General features: G+C 61.0%; 16 protein-coding genes. 11 read left to right on the top strand and 5 right to left on the bottom strand.

Translation table 11 applies throughout. The features are described from left to right. Positions 1-45: 45 nt before the first annotated feature. Positions 46-1,932, bottom strand: coding sequence for a gamma-glutamyltransferase family protein (locus tag AC8GFZ_RS01950; protein WP_506641813.1), 1,887 nt, complete (start codon positions 1,930-1,932; stop codon positions 46-48). A gap of 19 nt (positions 1,933-1,951) precedes the next feature. After that, positions 1,952-2,710, bottom strand: coding sequence for a 3-hydroxyacyl-CoA dehydrogenase (locus AC8GFZ_RS01955; protein WP_506641815.1), 759 nt, complete (start codon positions 2,708-2,710; stop codon positions 1,952-1,954). A 125-nt stretch (positions 2,711-2,835) separates the two neighbouring features. Here AC8GFZ_RS01955 and AC8GFZ_RS01960 point away from each other — a divergent pair, with 125 nt between their 5' ends. Further along, the gene (locus AC8GFZ_RS01960; protein ID WP_506641817.1) at positions 2,836-3,756 is read left to right on the top strand and encodes a patatin-like phospholipase family protein; all 921 of its coding nucleotides are present in this window, start codon (positions 2,836-2,838) and stop codon (positions 3,754-3,756) included. A gap of 186 nt (positions 3,757-3,942) precedes the next feature. Beyond that, positions 3,943-4,284, top strand: a complete 342-nt coding sequence (locus AC8GFZ_RS01965; RefSeq protein WP_506641818.1) for a hypothetical protein — start codon at positions 3,943-3,945, stop codon at positions 4,282-4,284. 128 nt (positions 4,285-4,412) lie between these two features. On the opposite strand, the gene AC8GFZ_RS01970 is transcribed toward AC8GFZ_RS01965, so the two are convergent. Then, positions 4,413-4,955, bottom strand: a complete 543-nt coding sequence (locus tag AC8GFZ_RS01970) for a phasin family protein (RefSeq protein WP_506641820.1) — start codon at positions 4,953-4,955, stop codon at positions 4,413-4,415. Positions 4,956-5,121: 166 nt separating this feature from the next. On the opposite strand from AC8GFZ_RS01970, the gene AC8GFZ_RS01975 reads away from it, so the two are divergent. From AC8GFZ_RS01975 to AC8GFZ_RS02010, 8 genes are all read left to right on the top strand, one after another. Beyond that, positions 5,122-6,051: a histone deacetylase family protein gene (locus tag AC8GFZ_RS01975; protein WP_506641822.1), complete on the top strand. Its 930-nt coding sequence runs from the start codon at positions 5,122-5,124 to the stop codon at positions 6,049-6,051. Then, positions 6,048-6,494: an acyl-CoA thioesterase gene (locus AC8GFZ_RS01980; RefSeq protein ID WP_506641824.1), complete on the top strand. Its 447-nt coding sequence runs from the start codon at positions 6,048-6,050 to the stop codon at positions 6,492-6,494. Before AC8GFZ_RS01975 ends, AC8GFZ_RS01980 begins: the two co-directional genes overlap by 4 nt. Next, positions 6,491-7,207 (top strand): nitroreductase, encoded by a 717-nt coding sequence (locus AC8GFZ_RS01985; RefSeq protein WP_506641826.1) that lies wholly within the window; start codon positions 6,491-6,493, stop codon positions 7,205-7,207. Before AC8GFZ_RS01980 ends, AC8GFZ_RS01985 begins: the two co-directional genes overlap by 4 nt. After that, a complete protein-coding gene (gene pncB, locus AC8GFZ_RS01990) occupies positions 7,204-8,388 on the top strand; it encodes a nicotinate phosphoribosyltransferase (RefSeq protein ID WP_506641828.1) in 1,185 nt (394 codons plus the stop codon). The genes AC8GFZ_RS01985 and pncB overlap by 4 nt, the downstream gene beginning before the upstream one ends. Positions 8,389-8,467: 79 nt before the next feature. Then, complete coding sequence (locus AC8GFZ_RS01995; protein ID WP_506641830.1) at positions 8,468-9,889, top strand: sodium:proton antiporter; 1,422 nt, start codon at positions 8,468-8,470, stop codon at positions 9,887-9,889. 31 nt (positions 9,890-9,920) lie between these two features. Then, positions 9,921-10,910 (top strand): 2-hydroxyacid dehydrogenase, encoded by a 990-nt coding sequence (locus AC8GFZ_RS02000; protein WP_506641832.1) that lies wholly within the window; start codon positions 9,921-9,923, stop codon positions 10,908-10,910. Next, positions 10,910-12,223, top strand: coding sequence for a DNA recombination protein RmuC (locus AC8GFZ_RS02005; RefSeq protein WP_506644192.1), 1,314 nt, complete (start codon positions 10,910-10,912; stop codon positions 12,221-12,223). The genes AC8GFZ_RS02000 and AC8GFZ_RS02005 overlap by 1 nt, the downstream gene beginning before the upstream one ends. Positions 12,224-12,226: 3 nt before the next feature. Then, complete coding sequence (locus AC8GFZ_RS02010; RefSeq protein ID WP_506641833.1) at positions 12,227-13,372, top strand: MFS transporter; 1,146 nt, start codon at positions 12,227-12,229, stop codon at positions 13,370-13,372. An 87-nt stretch (positions 13,373-13,459) separates the two neighbouring features. Here AC8GFZ_RS02010 and AC8GFZ_RS02015 read toward each other — a convergent pair whose 3' ends face one another. Beyond that, positions 13,460-14,860 (bottom strand): amidase, encoded by a 1,401-nt coding sequence (locus AC8GFZ_RS02015; protein WP_506641835.1) that lies wholly within the window; start codon positions 14,858-14,860, stop codon positions 13,460-13,462. An 18-nt stretch (positions 14,861-14,878) separates the two neighbouring features. Then, entirely contained in the window at positions 14,879-15,007 is a 129-nt protein-coding gene (locus tag AC8GFZ_RS02020; protein ID WP_506641837.1) for a hypothetical protein, read from the bottom strand. Here AC8GFZ_RS02020 and lipP1 point away from each other — a divergent pair. Next, entirely contained in the window at positions 15,006-15,959 is a 954-nt protein-coding gene (gene lipP1, locus AC8GFZ_RS02025; protein ID WP_506641838.1) for a LipP1 family hormone-sensitive lipase, read from the top strand. The two genes, AC8GFZ_RS02020 and lipP1, sit on opposite strands and share 2 nt — an antisense overlap. Positions 15,960-15,991 lie beyond the last annotated feature (32 nt).

Genomic DNA, 15,991 nt, shown 5'->3' on the forward strand with positions numbered 1-15,991 from the left:
AGGGCCCATCGGTCTGGTTTGGGATCAGCCCCAGATGGGGCGTGCTCAGTCGCCGCGCACCGCCCCTTCGCGGCGCACATCGGCCCCACCCAGCCAGCCACCTGGCACCCGTTGCAAACCGTGCAGGCCGCTGGTCAAGTCGCTCTGGCGCAGCGGGTGACCGCGCTGGGTCAATGCCTGTTGGGTGGCTGGTCCAAAGCGGCCGGTTTCCAGCCACAGCGAGCCTTGGGCCGAAAACAGCGCGAGGTGGGGCAGATCGAAGGCTTGCTGCGGGTTCAAGCCCGCATACAGCAGGCCCCACAGGGCTTGGGTGGTGTAGTGGATGATGGCCGCACCCCCAGGGCTGCCCAAGCTGATGTGCACTTGGGGTGGCTGGTCGGTGCTTGAGCGGCGCAGCACCAGGGTGGGCGACATGGACGAACGCGGGCGCTTGCCGGCCGCGACGCGGTTGGCCACCGGCAGGCCTTGTTCGTTGCGCGGGACAAAGCTGAAATCGGTGAGTTGGTTGTTGAGCAAAAAGCCCCCCATTTCGCCCAAGCTGACCATGGTGTGGGCACCAAAAGCCGATTCGATGCTGGAGGTCATGGCCAAAGTGTGGCCCCAGGCGTCGGTGATGCTCAGGTGGCTTGTGCCCCGCTCGGTTTGCTCGGCCATGGGCGCCAGGGCCAGGGGCGCAGCGCCGGGCAAACCGGCGGGTGCGTTGGCCATGCGACGCGGGCCAATCAACTGGGCGCGTTGCGCCACATAAGCCGGCGCGATCAGGCTGCGCCAATCGCTACCGGGTGCCGTGACAAAGTCGGGGTCGGCCAGATACTGAGCACGGTCGGCATAGGCCAAACGCGCCGCTTCGGTGTAGGTGTGCAGCCAGGCCTCGTCCCAAACCCAGGGGGTCTGCCCCGGGTTGGCGACGGTGTCTGGGCGCAAAGACGGTGCGGGCGCGGTGCGGGGCACAGCGCTGGCCAGCATGCCCAAAATTTGGGCCATGGCCACCGCGCCCGAGCTGGGCGGGGGAAAGCCGCACACCTGGTGCACCACGCCTTGGGCGGCGTGGTCAAAGCACAGCGGTTCGCGTTCGATGGCGCGGTATTGGCGCAGGTCTTCCAGGTGCATCAAGCCAGGGTTGTCGGGGTGGTTTTGTACTTTTTGCACCATGGCTTGTGCGATCGCGCCTTGGTGAAACGCATCCGCCCCGCCATCGGCGATGCGTTGCAACACCTGGGCCAAGCCCGGGTTTTGCAAGCGGTGACCGACAGGCCAGGGCTGGCCATTGGCTTGGTAAAAATAGGCCCGCGCCTGGGGGTCTTGTTGCAAATCGGTGGCACTGCGCAGCAACTGATGCAGCCGGTGCCCCATCGGAAATCCGTTCTGGGCCAAGGCGATGGCGGGTTCGAACAAACGCGCCCAAGGCAGGCGGCCATGAGCGCGGTGCGCCAATTCGAGCATGCGCAACACGCCGGGCACACCCACCGACAAACCGCCGATGGCCGCAGATCGCATGTCCATGGCGCGGCCTTCGCGCATGAACAGGTTTTCGGTGGCGGCTGCTGGGGCGGTTTCGCGCCCGTCATAGGCCCGCACGCGTTGGCCGTCGTGGTAGAGCAAAAATGCCCCGCCGCCAATGCCGCTCGATTGCGGCTCGACCAAGGTGAGCACCATTTGCACAGCGATGGCCGCGTCCAATGCCGACCCGCCTTGGCGCAAGATGTTCAAGCCCGCTTGGCTGGCCAAGGGGTGGGCGGCGCTCACGCCTTGGCGTGCAAAGCGAACGCTGCTTTGCGCCACCAAGCCCGTGGCCGCCTCGGGTTGCAGCGGCTGGTCGGTTTGTGCCCAGGCCAAAGGGGCGCACAAGCCCCACAGCAGGGGAAGGACCCAGCGCGCCTTGGCGCGCGGGTGGAGCCGGCCGCCTGCGGCCGGCTGGGGCTCAGCCTTCATGCGCGCAGGGGCCTAGGGGTCACTTCGGTGCCATGCGGATGGCGCCATCCAAGCGAATCACCTCGCCGTTGAGCATCTCGTTTTCAAAGATGTGCACCGCCAAGCGGGCGTAGTCCTGGGGGGTGCCCAAGCGGGACGGGAAGGGCACGCTGGCGGCCAAAGCGTCTTGCACGTCTTGGGGCATGCCAAACATCATGGGGGTGCCAAAAATGCCGGGGGCAATCGTCATGTTGCGAATGCCGTTGCGGGCCAGGTCGCGGGCGATGGGCAAGGTCATGCCGACCACGCCGCCCTTGGTGGCTGAGTAGGCGGCCTGGCCAATTTGGCCGTCATAGGCTGCCACCGAAGCGGTGTTGATGATGGCCCCGCGCTCGGCAGTGGGCTCGGGGTCGTTTTTGCACATGGCCTCAGCGGCCAAGCGGATCATGTTGAAGGTGCCAATCAGGTTGACGGTGACGGTCTTGGTGAACACGGCCAAGGAATGCGCGCCGTTTTTGCCCACGGTTTTTTCGGCGGGTGCAATGCCCGCGCAGTTAACCAAGCCCATCAGCTTGCCCATGGAAACCGCCTTGGCCACCACGGCCTGGCCATCGGCCTCGCTGCTGACGTCGCAGCGCATGAAGGCGCCACCAATTTCTTTGGCAATCGCCTCGCCTTTTTCGACCTGCATGTCGGCAATCACCACCTTGCCACCCTTGGCTGCGAGCATGCGGGCCGTGCCCTCGCCCAGCCCCGAAGCACCGCCGGTGACGATGAAAACTTTGCCTGAAATGTCCATTTTTGAGCTCCTGATTGAATCGGTTTGAGGCCCAATTATCGGCCACGGCCCAACCTGGTTGGTGCATCAGCAACGACAATGGCGGTTGTGCATTTGCGCTGCCATCTTTGACCGAGAACCCCACCATGACCCTTGACCTTTTTTCGCGCCGCGTCCAGACCTGGACCGCGCTGACCGCACTGGCCTGGTTGGTGGGTTGCTCGACACCCCCAGCACCCCCGCAGGATGCGCAAATCCCTGCCCCCACGCCAGAGGTGGTGCCCGCCAAGCCCAAACGCTTGGGCTTGGCCTTGGGGGGCGGTGGTGCGCGCGGCTTTGCCCACGTGGGGGTGTTGCAAGTGCTTGAAGAAGCGGGCATCAAGCCCGACTTGGTGGTGGGCACTTCAGCGGGCAGTTTGGTCGGCGCTTTGTATGCCAGTGGCAAAACCGGTGCCCAGTTGCAGCGCATCGCCGAGACGATGGAGGAGTCCACCATCACCGATTGGGCCTTGCCCTTTTTGAACCGGGGTGTGTTGCGCGGCGAGGCCTTGGCCCGCTATGTGACGGCCCAGACCCAAGGGCGCAAGATCGAAGAATTGCCCATCCGCTTGGGCATCGTGGCCACCGACTTGAATTTGGGCGAGGGGGTGCTGTTCCAACGCGGGGACACCGCCACGGCGGTGCGCGCCTCCAGTGCTGTGCCCTCGGTGTTTTTGCCGGTGCGCATCAACAACCGCGACTATGTCGACGGCGGCTTGGTCGCACCCGTGCCCGTGCGCTATGCCCGGGAGATGGGGGCAGAAGTGGTATTGGCGGTGGACATTTCCACCACCCCAGAAGGCAGCCAGGCCGAGTCGATGCTGCAAATCCTGCTGCAAACCTTCAACATCATGGGCAAAAGCATCAAAACGCTGGAGCTCAAAGAGGCCCAAGTGGTGGTGCGCCCCAACTTGACCGGCGTGAGCAGTGCCGACTTCAATGCCCGTTTGCGCGCCATCGAAGCGGGTCGTGCCGCCATGCTGGCCGCTTTGCCGGCCCTGAAATTGGCGCTCAACGCGGGCCGCTGAGGCTGCTACCGTTTATTTGTTCTAGACAAATTTCTATTTCATTTGTTGAATTACAATAAAAAAGTCAATTTCGACAAATAAAAATGCCATTTCCCCATGAAATACACCAAACTGCTTTCCGTGCTGGCCCTATCTGTGACATTCGCCGGTTGCTCTTCACTCAACCAGAGCGCCCCATCCTCGGGCATGAGTTCATCCATAGAAGCCGATTTCAGCCCGGAGATTGAAATTGGCCCCAGGGTCACAGGTCGTTCTAAAACAACCGTTATTTTTGGTTTTATCAAATTTGGTGACAGCCAATTTGCGGATGGCATCAACTATGGCGTTGGCAAGCCCTCATTTGGTTCTGGTGCTGTCGAGGAGGCCAAGTCGGCCGCCGCCTACAAGGCTTTGCAGACCAACAAATCGGATCTGTTGGTGGCCCCAAAGTACACCGTGGACGAATTCAACTTTCTCAATATCTTCCGTACCTTTGATGCCGAAGTCACTGGCTTTGGCGGCAAGATCAAGTCGGTCAAGCAAAAGTAATTAAAAAAGTTGTCCCAAAAAAGAGGCCCCGTTTTGCAACGGGGCCTTTAAGGGATCCCGGAACCCAAAGGTTGCGACAGGATCCGAGGAGACAAAGGTTAGCCTTTGGGGCCATGTGGCCCAAAGATTCAACGCTTTTTGCTGGCGGTCTTGGCGGCGGTGACAGCGGATGCGGTCACGGCGTTGAAGTTGGCTTCGGCCATGTCGGTGGCTTGCTTGACAGCCTTTTGCATGGATTCCATGGCGTTTTGGCTGGCGGCCACAGCGCTTTTGACCATCGACACAGCGGTCTCGGAACCGGCGGGTGCGTTTTTGGCGGCCGAGTCAATCAGGTTGGCGAAGGTTTTTTGGGCTTCGACAGACTTGTCTTCCATGGCCTTGCCGAACTGAGCACCGGTGCTGGTGGCGATGTCGTACAGGTGGCGGCTGTAGGAAACTGACTTTTCAGCCAAAGGCTGGATCAAACCGGCTTGCAGGGCCATCAGTTCTTGGGCATCTTTGACACCCATGGCGGCGTGGGCGTGGCCCATGGTTTCCGACAAAGCGGCTTTGGTGGCGGTCAGGTTGAGTTCAACCATTTTTTCGAAACCGGCAAAAGCTGAGTGGGTCAGGCCGTAGAAGGTTTCGAGGTTGGCTTTTTGGCTGGAGGCAATTTGGTCAACGGTGATCATGGTGTTTCCTTTAAGTTGGGTTTCACTGCGTCGCGGTTGATTTGTTGCGTTGCAGCATGGATTGAAGTATAGGGTTACCCCGGGTGTTTTCAAGCTATTTTTGTTGCATTGCAGCATATTAGAGTGGCTGTTCTAAACCGGCTTCAAACCGGGACAATCACCCGCCGTGAACATTTATTACGCCACCCCCCATGTGCAGCAACTCCCCCCTGGACATCGCTTTCCCATGGGCAAGTACGAGCGCTTGCGCACCCGGTTGGGGGAGGAGTTGCCCCAGTTGCGACTGTCCCTGGCTGAGCCGGTCAGCGATGGCGAGCTGGCCCTGGTCCACACCCCGGCCTACATCGAGGCGGTGGTCAGTGGCAGCCTGAGCCCGGCCCAACAGCGCGAAATTGGCTTTCCCTGGACGCCAGGCATGGTCGAGCGGGCCCGCCGCTCGAGCGGCGCGACGGTGATGGCTGCGCGCAGCGCCTTGCGTGAGGGTTTGGCGGCCAACTTGGCTGGTGGCACCCACCACGCCTATCCCGACAAGGGTAGCGGTTTTTGTGTGTTCAACGATGCCGCCGTGTGCGCCCGGCTGATGCAGGCCGAGTGGTCGCGCAGCCATCGCCAGCCCTTGGCCGTGGCGATCATCGATTTGGATGTGCACCAAGGCAATGGCACGGCACGGATTTTTCAAGGCGACCCCAGCGTCTTCACCATGTCGTTGCATGGGGCCAAAAACTTTCCTTTTCGCAAAGAAGCCAGCGACTTGGACGTGGAGCTGCCCGACGGCTGTGGCGACGACGAATACCTGGCTGCTTTGGAACTGGCTTTGCAGCATTTGGGCGAGCGCTTTGACCCAGGGCTGGTGATTTATTTGGCCGGTGCCGACCCCCATGAGGGGGACCGCTTGGGCCGGCTCAAACTCAGCTTTGATGGTTTGGAGGCGCGCGATCGGCGCGTCATGGACTGGGCCCATGCGCGTGGCCTGCCCTTGGCCATGGCCATGGCGGGCGGTTATGGGGTGGACATCGAGGACACGGTGCAAGTGCAAATCAACACTTTTGCGGTGGCGGCCGCCCATTGGCAACGCTGGCAGAATCGGCGCCCATGAGCACGCAAGCCCCAGCCCGCATCGAACCCGAGCCGCGCAACGCCTACAAGGCCTTTCGCAGCATTGGCACGCGCTGGATGGACAACGACGCGTACGGACACGTGAACAACGTGGTTTATTACAGCTGGTTTGACACCGCGGTCAACGCCTACTTGATCGAACACGGGGTGCTCGACATCCACCACGGCGAGGCGATTGGTTTGGTGGTCGAAACCCAGTGCAACTATTTTTCGCCGCTGGCCTTTCCGCAAACTGTTGAAGCCGGGTTGCGGGTGGCGCGACTGGGCAGCTCCAGCGTGCGTTACGAAGTGGCTTTGTTTGCCCAAGACCAAGACCTGTGCGCAGCGCGCGGTCATTTTGTGCACGTATATGTGGACCGCGTGAGCCGCCGCCCCGTCAGCCTGCCGCAACCCCTCAAACAATTATTGGAGACCTTGACATGACCCCCAGCGAACGCAGCCAAGCCGTGGACGAGGCCATCACCAGCCGCATGTCCATGCGCGCTTTCACGGACCAAGCGGTGCCGCGCGCCACCATCGAAGCCATTTTGCAAGTGGCGAGCCGGGCCCCATCGGGCACCAACACCCAGCCGTGGAAGGTGTATGTCTTGCAAGGCGCCAACCGCGACAGCTTGGTGCAAAAAGTGTGCGCAGCCCACGACGACTTGCGCGATCACCCTGAAAAAGCCGCCGACTACCAAGAAGCCTACGACTACTACCCGGAAAAATGGGTCAGCCCCTACATTGATCGGCGGCGCGAAAACGGCTGGGGCTTGTATGGTTTGTTGGGCATTGTCAAAGGTGAAAAAGACAAAATGCACGCCCAACACCAGCGCAACTTTTGCTTTTTTGATGCGCCGGTGGGCTTGATGTTCACCATCGACAAGGTCATGGGCCGCGGCTCCTTGCTCGACTACGGCATGTTCTTGCAAAACATCATGGTCGCCGCCCGCGCCCGCGGTTTGCACACCTGTCCGCAAGCGGCGTGGAACAACTTTGCCAACATCATCTTGCCCCACATCGGTGCCCCTGACAGCGAGATGCTGGTGTGCGGCATGTCGCTGGGGTGGATCAAGGCCGACGAGCCGGTCAACACCTTTTTCACCCCCCGCGAAGATGTGGCCAGCTTCACCCATTGGTGTGACGCCGCACCATGATCATCACCAGTCTGCTCGACACCGATCTGTACAAGTTCACCATGATGCAGGCGGTGCTGCATCAGTTTCCGGGTGCGCAGGTGGAATACCGCTTCAAGTGCCGCAATCCCGGGGTGCAGTTGGGGCCCTTGGTGCACGAAATCCGCACCGAGGTGCGTTCGCTGTGCAGTTTGAAGTTTCAAGACCCAGAGTTGCTGTGGCTGCGCAGCTTGCGCTTCATCAAAAGCGACTTTGTGGATTTTTTGGGGCTCTTCAAACTCAACGAAAAATACATCGAGATCGAAGCCTTGCCTTCGGGCGAAATCGACATCGCCATCCGCGGCCCCTGGTTGCACACCATCTTGTTTGAAATCCCGGTCTTGGCCATCGTCAACGAGGTGTTTTTCCGGCACACCCAACGCCTGCCAGATTTTTTGCAAGGCCGCGAGCGCTTGGACCGCAAAATCGGTCAACTCCAGGCGGAAGGTCTGCGCGAATTGAAAATCGCTGACTACGGCACACGCCGGCGTTTTTCCAAAGCCTGGCATGAAGAAGTCCTGCGTGTGTTGGCCGACCGCCTGGGCACCGGCCCCAGCGGCCAATTTGCCGGGACCAGCAACGCCTTGTTTGCCATGAAGCTGGGCTTGACCCCTTTGGGCACCATGGCCCACGAATACCTGCAAGCCTGCCAAGCCTTGGGGCCACGGCTGCGTGACAGCCAGGTTTTTGGTTTTGAGACCTGGGCGCGTGAATACCGTGGCGACCTGGGCATTGCCCTGAGCGATGTGTACGGCATCGAGCCCTTTTTGCGCGACTTCGACATGTACTTTTGCAAGCTCTTCGACGGCGCCCGCCACGACAGCGGCGACCCCTTCACCTGGGGCGAGCGCTTGCTCGAACATTACAAAAACAACCGAGTCGACCCGCTGACCAAAACCTTGATCTTCAGCGACGGCCTGACCGTGCCGCGCACCATTGAGCTGTACCAACGCTTTCGTGGCCGCTGCCAACTCGCGTTTGGCATTGGCACCAACCTCACCAACGACTTGGGCTATGAGCCGCTGCAAATCGTCATCAAAATGGTGCGCTGCAATGGCCAGCCAGTGGCCAAGCTCTCCGACACGCCGTCCAAGAACATGTGTGATGACGAGAAGTACCTGGCTTATTTGCGCCAGGTCTTCGATATCAAAGCCGCTGATTGATTCAGTGGCTTGCGGTGCCGCTGATCTTCGGACGGTGCTTTTGTGACAATGGGGACTTACTATGTTTTTGACTTGGCCTATGAATAAAACTTTTTGGCATCGCGCTTTGGCGCTGTTTGCGCCCCTGTTGCTGTGTCCGGGCCTGGCGGGCGCGGCGAGCATCGATGGCGCAGCGCTCAGTGCCTGGTGGGGCCTGCCTTTTGCGGGCATCTTGTTGTCAATCGCCTTGTGCCCCCTGCTGACACCCACGCTGTGGCACCACCACTACGGCAAGATCGCAGCTGGCTGGGCATTGGCTTTCTTGCTGCCCTTTGCGGCGGTTTATGGCCCTGGCCTGGCCGCCGCCAACTTTGTGCACGCCCTGCTGGCCGAGTACATCTCCTTCATCATTTTGCTGACGGCGCTCTACACCGTCTCCGGCGGCATTTATATCCGCGGCAATTTGCGCGGCAGCCCCGGACTCAACACCACCATTTTGGGTGTGGGTGCGGTGTTGGCCAGCGTCATGGGCACCACCGGCGCCTCGATGCTGCTGATCCGACCCCTGATCCGAGCCAACGATGACCGTCGGCATGTGGCCCATGTGGTCATCTTTTTCATTTTCATTGTCTCCAATGCGGGCGGCTCGCTCACGCCCTTGGGCGACCCGCCGCTGTTCTTGGGTTTTCTCAAAGGCGTGGATTTTTTCTGGACGCTACAGACCTTGCTGCCCCAGACCCTGTTTCTGGTGGTCAGTTTGCTGGCCATTTTCTACGCGCTGGATGCTTGGCTGTATCACCGCCGTGAGGAAATGCTACCGGTCGATCCGACGCCAGTGAGCCGATCCATCGGCTTTGATGGTGCCGGCAATTTTGTGCTGCTGGCGGTGATCGTCGCGCTGGTGCTGATGAGCGGCGTCTGGACCAGCAGCGTGGTGTTCGATGTCTGGGGCACCGAGGTCGGATTGCCCGGCCTGCTGCGTGACCTCGGTTTGGTCTTGGTCACCTTGCTGTCGCTGCGTTTGACGCCGGCCCAGGTGCATGCCGACAACCAATTCGGCTGGGCGCCCATGCAGGAGGTTGCCAAGCTGTTTGCTGGCATTTTCCTCACCATCATTCCGGTCATTGCGATGCTGAAGGCTGGCGTTGACGGGCCATTTGGCGCGGTGGTCTCAGCGGTTACCCAGCCCGATGGCAGCCCCGATGTGCTGATGTATTTTTGGATCACGGGCTTGTTGAGTTCCTTTTTGGACAACGCGCCCACCTATCTGGTGTTCTTCAACACCGCTGGCGGCGAGCCGCAGGTGTTGATGACCACGCTGGCGCCCACCTTGGCCGCCATTTCTGCTGGCGCCGTGTTCATGGGTGCCAACAGCTACATCGGCAATGCGCCCAATCTGATGGTCAAGGCGATTGCCGAAGACCGTGGCGTCAAGATGCCCAGCTTTTTCGGCTACATGTTGTGGTCGGGGGGCATCTTGATCCCCTTGTTCATCATCATGGGTTTCATTTGGTTCCGCTGAAGGCGGGACCCATTCCGAGGAGAGCCTTATTTTGAGCAAGCCCCGCATTCTGATTGCCCGCACCGTGTTTCCCGAAGTGGTGGCCCGGCTGCGCCAGCACTTTGAGGTCACCGACAACCAAGCCGATGTGGCCTGGAGCAAGGCCGAGTGGACCCAGCGTTTGAGCCAACATGTGGGCGCCTTCAGCATGGGCATCGACCCGGTGGACGAAGAGGTGCTGAAAGCATGTCCGCACCTCAAAATCTGCGCCAACATGTCGGTGGGCTACAACAATTTGGACGTCCCCGCCATGACCCGCCATGGCGTGTTGGCCACCAATGCCCCCGATGTGCTGACCGAGACCACAGCCGACTTTGGCTTTGCCTTGATGATGGCGGCGGCCCGCCGTGTGACCGAAAGCGAGCATTTTTTGCGCGCCGGCCAGTGGAAGCAATGGCGTTACGACTTGTTCGCTGGCGCCGAGGTGCATGGCAGCACCTTGGGCATCATGGGCATGGGGCGCATTGGCCAGGCCATTGCGCGCCGAGGCGCGCATGGTTTTGGCATGCAAGTGATTTATCACAACCGCAGCCGCTTGAGCCCTGAGGTGGAGGCCGCTTGCGGGGCCCGTTATGTGGGCAAAGATGAATTGCTGGTGCAAGCCGATCACCTGGTGTTGGTGGTGCCGTATTCCAAAGAAGCCCATCACACCATCGGCGCGGCCGAGATCGCGCGCATGAAACCCACCGCCACCCTGACCAACATTGCCCGAGGCGGCATCGTGGATGACGCGGCCTTGATCGTGGCCTTGCGCGAAGGCCGTATTGCCGCCGCTGGTTTGGATGTGTTTGAAGGCGAGCCTGCGCTCAACCCTGGCTTTTTGGGTTTGAAGAATGTGGTGCTCACCCCGCACATTGCCAGCTCCACCGTCGCCACCCGATTGGCCATGGCGCATTTGGCAGCCGACAACCTGATTGGCTACCTCACCGAAGGCCAAGCGCGCACGCCGCTCAACCCCGAAGTCATCGGGGCAACCCGTTGATCGATACCCCCACCTGGGTGGCCCTGGCGGCACTGGCCGTGTGCGCCATGCTGGCGCTGTTGCTGTGGCGCCGTGCCGCACCGGCGCCAGACCCTGCCCAAAGCGCCGTCTGGGAACAACTGCACGAGCGACTGAACCGCTTGGAGCGCGACATGCGCTTGGAGGTGGGCGAATCCGCGCGCGGTGCACGCCAAGAGCTGTCGCTCAATTTGGCGCAGTTTCAGCAGGCTCAATCCGAGCAATTGGGCTTGCTGCAAAAAAACCTGGGAGATACCTTGAGCACCCAGTTGCTGGCGCTCAGTGAGGGCAATGCGCGGCGCATGGCCGAGGTGCGCGACACCTTGGACCAGCAGCTGCAGCAATTGCAAAAAACCAATGCCGCCAAGCTCGATGAGATGCGCCAAACCGTGGACGAAAAACTGCAAACCACCTTGGAAGCGCGTTTGAGCGAAAGCTTCAAACAAGTGGCCGAGCGTTTGGAGCAGGTGCACCAAGGTTTGGGCCATATGAAAACCTTGGCCCAAGGCGTGGGAGATCTGCAGCGGGTGCTCTCCAATGTGAAGACCCGTGGCATTTTTGGCGAGGTGCAACTCGAGGCCTTGCTGGAACAGGTGCTGACCATCGAGCAGTACGGCAAGCAAGTGGAGACCAAACCGCGCAGCAACCAGCGGGTGGACTTTGCCATCAAGCTGCCAGGTCGAAGTGATGACGGCACAGCGGTGTGGTTGCCCATCGACGCCAAGTTTCCGCGTGAAGATTACGAGCGCCTGCTCGATGCCCAAGACCGCGCCGACCCGATTGCTGCCGAAGCATCGGCCAAGGCCATGGAGTCACGCATTCGCCAAGAGGCCAAGAGCATCGCCGAGAGTTATTTGGCGCCGCCCCACACCACCGACTTTGCCATTCTGTTTTTGCCGGTGGAAGGCTTGTATGCCGAGGTGCTGCGCCGCCCAGGTCTCATGGACAGCTTGCAGCGCGATTACCGCGTTACGCTGGCGGGTCCCACCACCTTGCTGGCGATATTGAACAGTCTGCACATGGGCTTTCGCACCTTGGCTTTGGAGAAGCAAGCGTCTGAGGTGTGGAAGGTGCTGGGCGCGGTCAAAACCGAGTTCGACCGCTATGGCGAATGGGTGGCCAAGGTGCGTGAGCAGGTGCAAAAGGCCGCCGACACCTTGGACCGCGCCGACACCCGCAGCAAACAAATGCGCCGGGTCTTGAAAGGTGTGGAGGCCTTGCCCGAGGCCGAGGCTTTGGCTAGGTTGCCTTTGGGCCCTGACCCAGAAGAAGGCCTGGACAACGATGCGGGTTGACGCTTGAACCCCGAGCTGGCACGGCTGATCGCCGGACAAGTTTTTTTACATGCCTGCATGACCGGCATGCGCATGGCCGGCCCCTTGCTGGCGCTGCGCGAAGGCCACACCGAATTGGCGGTGGGGATGTTGTTGGCCATGTTTGCCCTGACCCAGGTGTTTTTGGCCTTGCCCGCAGGTCGCTATGCCGACCGCCATGGCCTCAAGCGTCCGGTGGGTTGGAGCGTGGTGCTGGGCAGTGTAGGGACCGGTTTGGCGGTGATCTGGCCGACTTTTCCAGTGCTGTGCATCAGTGCCTTGTTCACCGGTGGCGCCACCGGCGCGGCCGTGATTGCCTTGCAGCGCCATGTGGGGCGGCGTGCCCAAGGCATGACCGAACTCAAGCAGGCCTTCAGTTGGTTGGCCATCGGGCCGGCCATTTCCAATTTCATTGGGCCTTTTTTCGCTGGTTTGTTGATCGACCATGCGGGCTTTCAGGCGGCCTTTTTCATGCTCGCCATGTTGCCCTTGTTGGCTTGGTGGTGGGTGCGCCAGGTGCAGGAACTGCCGGCCATCGTGGTCGACCCCGAACAGCCCAAGCGCAGCGCTTGGGATTTGTTCAAGTTGCCCATGTTTCGGCGCATGCTGTGGATCAACTGGGTGATGGCGTCCTGTTGGGACGTGCACACCTTTGTCGTGCCCTTGATGGGCCACGAGCAAAACCTCAGCGCCTCGGCCATTGGCAGCATCTTGGGTGGTTTTGCCATTGCCGCCGCCTTGATTCGCGTGGCCTTGCCGAGCTTGGTGCACCGGGTTCAAGAATGGCAAATGATCTCGGGCTCGATGGTCATCACCTGTGTTTTGTTGGTCCTGTACCCGCTCAGCCAAGGTGCCTGGATGATGGGCGTTTGTTCGGTGTTTCTGGGCTTTTCACTCGGGGTGATTCAACCCATGTTGATGAGCATGCTGCACCAAATCACGCCCCATGAGCGCCATGGCGAGGCCATCGGCCTGCGCTTGATGGCCATCAACGCTTCCAGCGTGGCCATGCCCATGCTGTTTGGGGTGGCGGGGGCTTTTTTGGGCAGCGCCGGTGTGTTTTGGTCGGTGGCCGCCTGGGTGGGGGCCAGCACCCGCACGGCATTGCGCCTCAAGATTGACAGCCCCTGAGGCCAGTCGTTGAACGCCGCACCCGCCTGGGTGCGACGGCTCTGAGGTGGCTGTGATGTGTTCTGTGCCAGGGTGCTGGCGGTGGATTCACAAACCCAAAGTTGACAGATCGGGGTGCAGCTGGTGGTGGTCGGTGCTGGCTTGGAACGCTTGGCCCAAGGACAACACCGTTCGCTCATCAAAAGCCTTGCCCACGATTTGCAATCCCATGGGCAAACCGGCTGCCAAGCCCGCTGGCACCGACAGGGCGCACAAACCCAGGTAGTTGATGGGCCGGGTCATGTAGCCGGGCAGGGGAGAGGCCTCGTCCACGTCTGCCAGCGCTGTGGCGGTGGCGGCCACGGTGGGCAACAGCATCGCATCGAAGGCTTCAAACCATTGCGCAAACACCCGCCGTTGGTCGTGCATGGTTTTCAGCACCTCGGCATATTCACCCGGCTTGAAAGAAGCCGCCGCTTGGATGCGTTGGCGCACGGCGGGGCCCAGCGGGACATCCGGGTTGTCCACATACTCGCGGTGCAAGCTGTGGGCCTCTGACGCGATGATGCGGCCGGTTTGGGCGGCCAAATCAAAAAACCCGTCGGGCAGCCGAACGGGGATCACCACCGCCCCCAAGCCGGCCAACACCTGGGCGGCATCGCGCCACGACTGCATCACGGCGGGCTGCATGAAGTCGGGAAACTGGTTGGCGTCTGGCATGGCCAAACGCAGGCCTTTGACCGCGCGCGGCTCGCGGGTAAAAACCTCCAGCGGTTGCGCCCATGTCGTTGCATCGCGGGCGTCTGGCCCGGCCATGGCATCCAACATCAACGCGCAGTCGTGCACGTTTCGCGCCATGGGCCCGATGGTGTCCAGCGACCAACTCAGCAAGCCGGTGGCATGCAAGCTGATGCGCCCAAACGTCACCTTCAAGCCGGTCAGGCCATTGAAGGCGCTGGGGATGCGCACCGACCCACCGGTGTCGCTGCCAATGCCCACGGGCGCCAAACCCGCGGCCACCGCTACGCCGGTGCCGCTGGAAGAGCCTCCAGGCACCCGGTGGGTTGCCAAGTCCCAAGGGTTTTGGGGGGTGCCCATCAAAGGGTTGGTGCCCCAGCCGCCAAAGGCAAACTCGGTCATGTGCAGCTTGCCCAAGGGAATCATGCCGGCTTGCAACAGGCGCTCGACCGTGGCACTGGTCTGGTGGGCCTGCTGGTTGACAAAGTGTTTCGATCCCAAGGTGGACACATGGCCTTGGATGTGCAGCAAATCTTTCAGAACTATGGGCAGACCCGCCAAGGGCCCCATGGGCAAGCCGCTGGTCCTGGCCTGGTCCGCCGCTTGGGCCAGGGCCAAAGCCTGATCGGCATAAACCTCGGTGAAGGCGTGCAATGTGGGGTCGGCTTTGGCGATGCGACCCAGGAAGTGGTGGGTCAATTCCACAGAAGATAAATCGCCCTTTTTGAGCCGGGCGCCCAGCTCAGCCAAACCCATCCAAGTCAAAGACATTGTGTTGCTCCTTGTTCATCAAAACCCTTGCCAGTCACCGCTGGCCGTTTCCGTGTTCTCTTTGGGCATGATATCTTTCAAGGCCTTCACCCTGTCAACAGCCACCAGCCACCCAACGCTGACAACCCATTTTTTGGAACGCATCATGCTAGACACCCAAGCCCAAGCCTTGCTGCAATTGATGGTGGAGCGCAAGGTGCCCGCGGTCAACACCTTGCCGCCTGAGAAAGCCCGCGAGTTTTATTTGGTGCGCAAGGCATTGACGCAACCCGATCCGCCCCCGGTATCTTCCACCACCGACCATGGCCCGCTGTTGGGCAGTGTCAGCGTGCCCATCCGTGAATACCGGCCTGCTGCTGCCCAAGCGACAGACAGCTTACCGGCCCTGGTGTACTTCCATGGCGGCGGCTGGGTGATTGGCAACATTGAAACCCACGACGTGCTGTGCCGCCAACTGTGCCAGGCCAGTGGTTGTGCGGTGTTTTCCGTGGATTACCGCTTGGCGCCCGAGCATGTGTTTCCGGCTGCCTATGAAGACGCCCTGGCGGCCTTTCACTGGGTGGTGTCGCAAGCCGCGGCTTTGCACATTGACCCGAAACGGGTGGCGGTGGGTGGCGACAGCGCCGGGGGCAATTTGGCGGCCGCCGTGTGTCTGGGCGCGCGCGGCAGCGCACAGCCGCCGGCATTTCAATTGCTGATTTACCCAGCCACGCTGATGTACCCGGACACACCCAGTTTTCATGCCAACGGTGAGGGCTATGGTTTGACCGCCCTGGCCATGGATTGGTTCATGGACCATTACCTGCCTACCCGTGAACACGCCAAGGACTGGCGTGCTTCACCGCTAAAAGCGAGCTCACATGCGAACCTGCCCCCAGCCTTGGTGCTGACCGCGGGCTACGACCCCTTGCGCGATGAAGGTTTGCAATATGCCGATGCCTTGTCCCAGGCGGGCGTGGACGCCCAGTACATTTGCTTTGAGCGGCAAATCCATGGCTTCATCACCATGGGTCGGGTCATCCGCGAGGCATACACCGCCGTGGATATGTGCGCGCTGGCCCTGCGTCGATATCTGGGCCCCGATGGAAGCGGTCGCTGAACGCGGCCCCAGTTCAATGCTGAATGCAATGG

The organism is Limnohabitans rimovensis (SeqCode) (genome assembly GCF_965234775.1).
Lineage (GTDB): Bacteria > Pseudomonadota > Gammaproteobacteria > Burkholderiales > Burkholderiaceae_C > Limnohabitans > Limnohabitans rimovensis.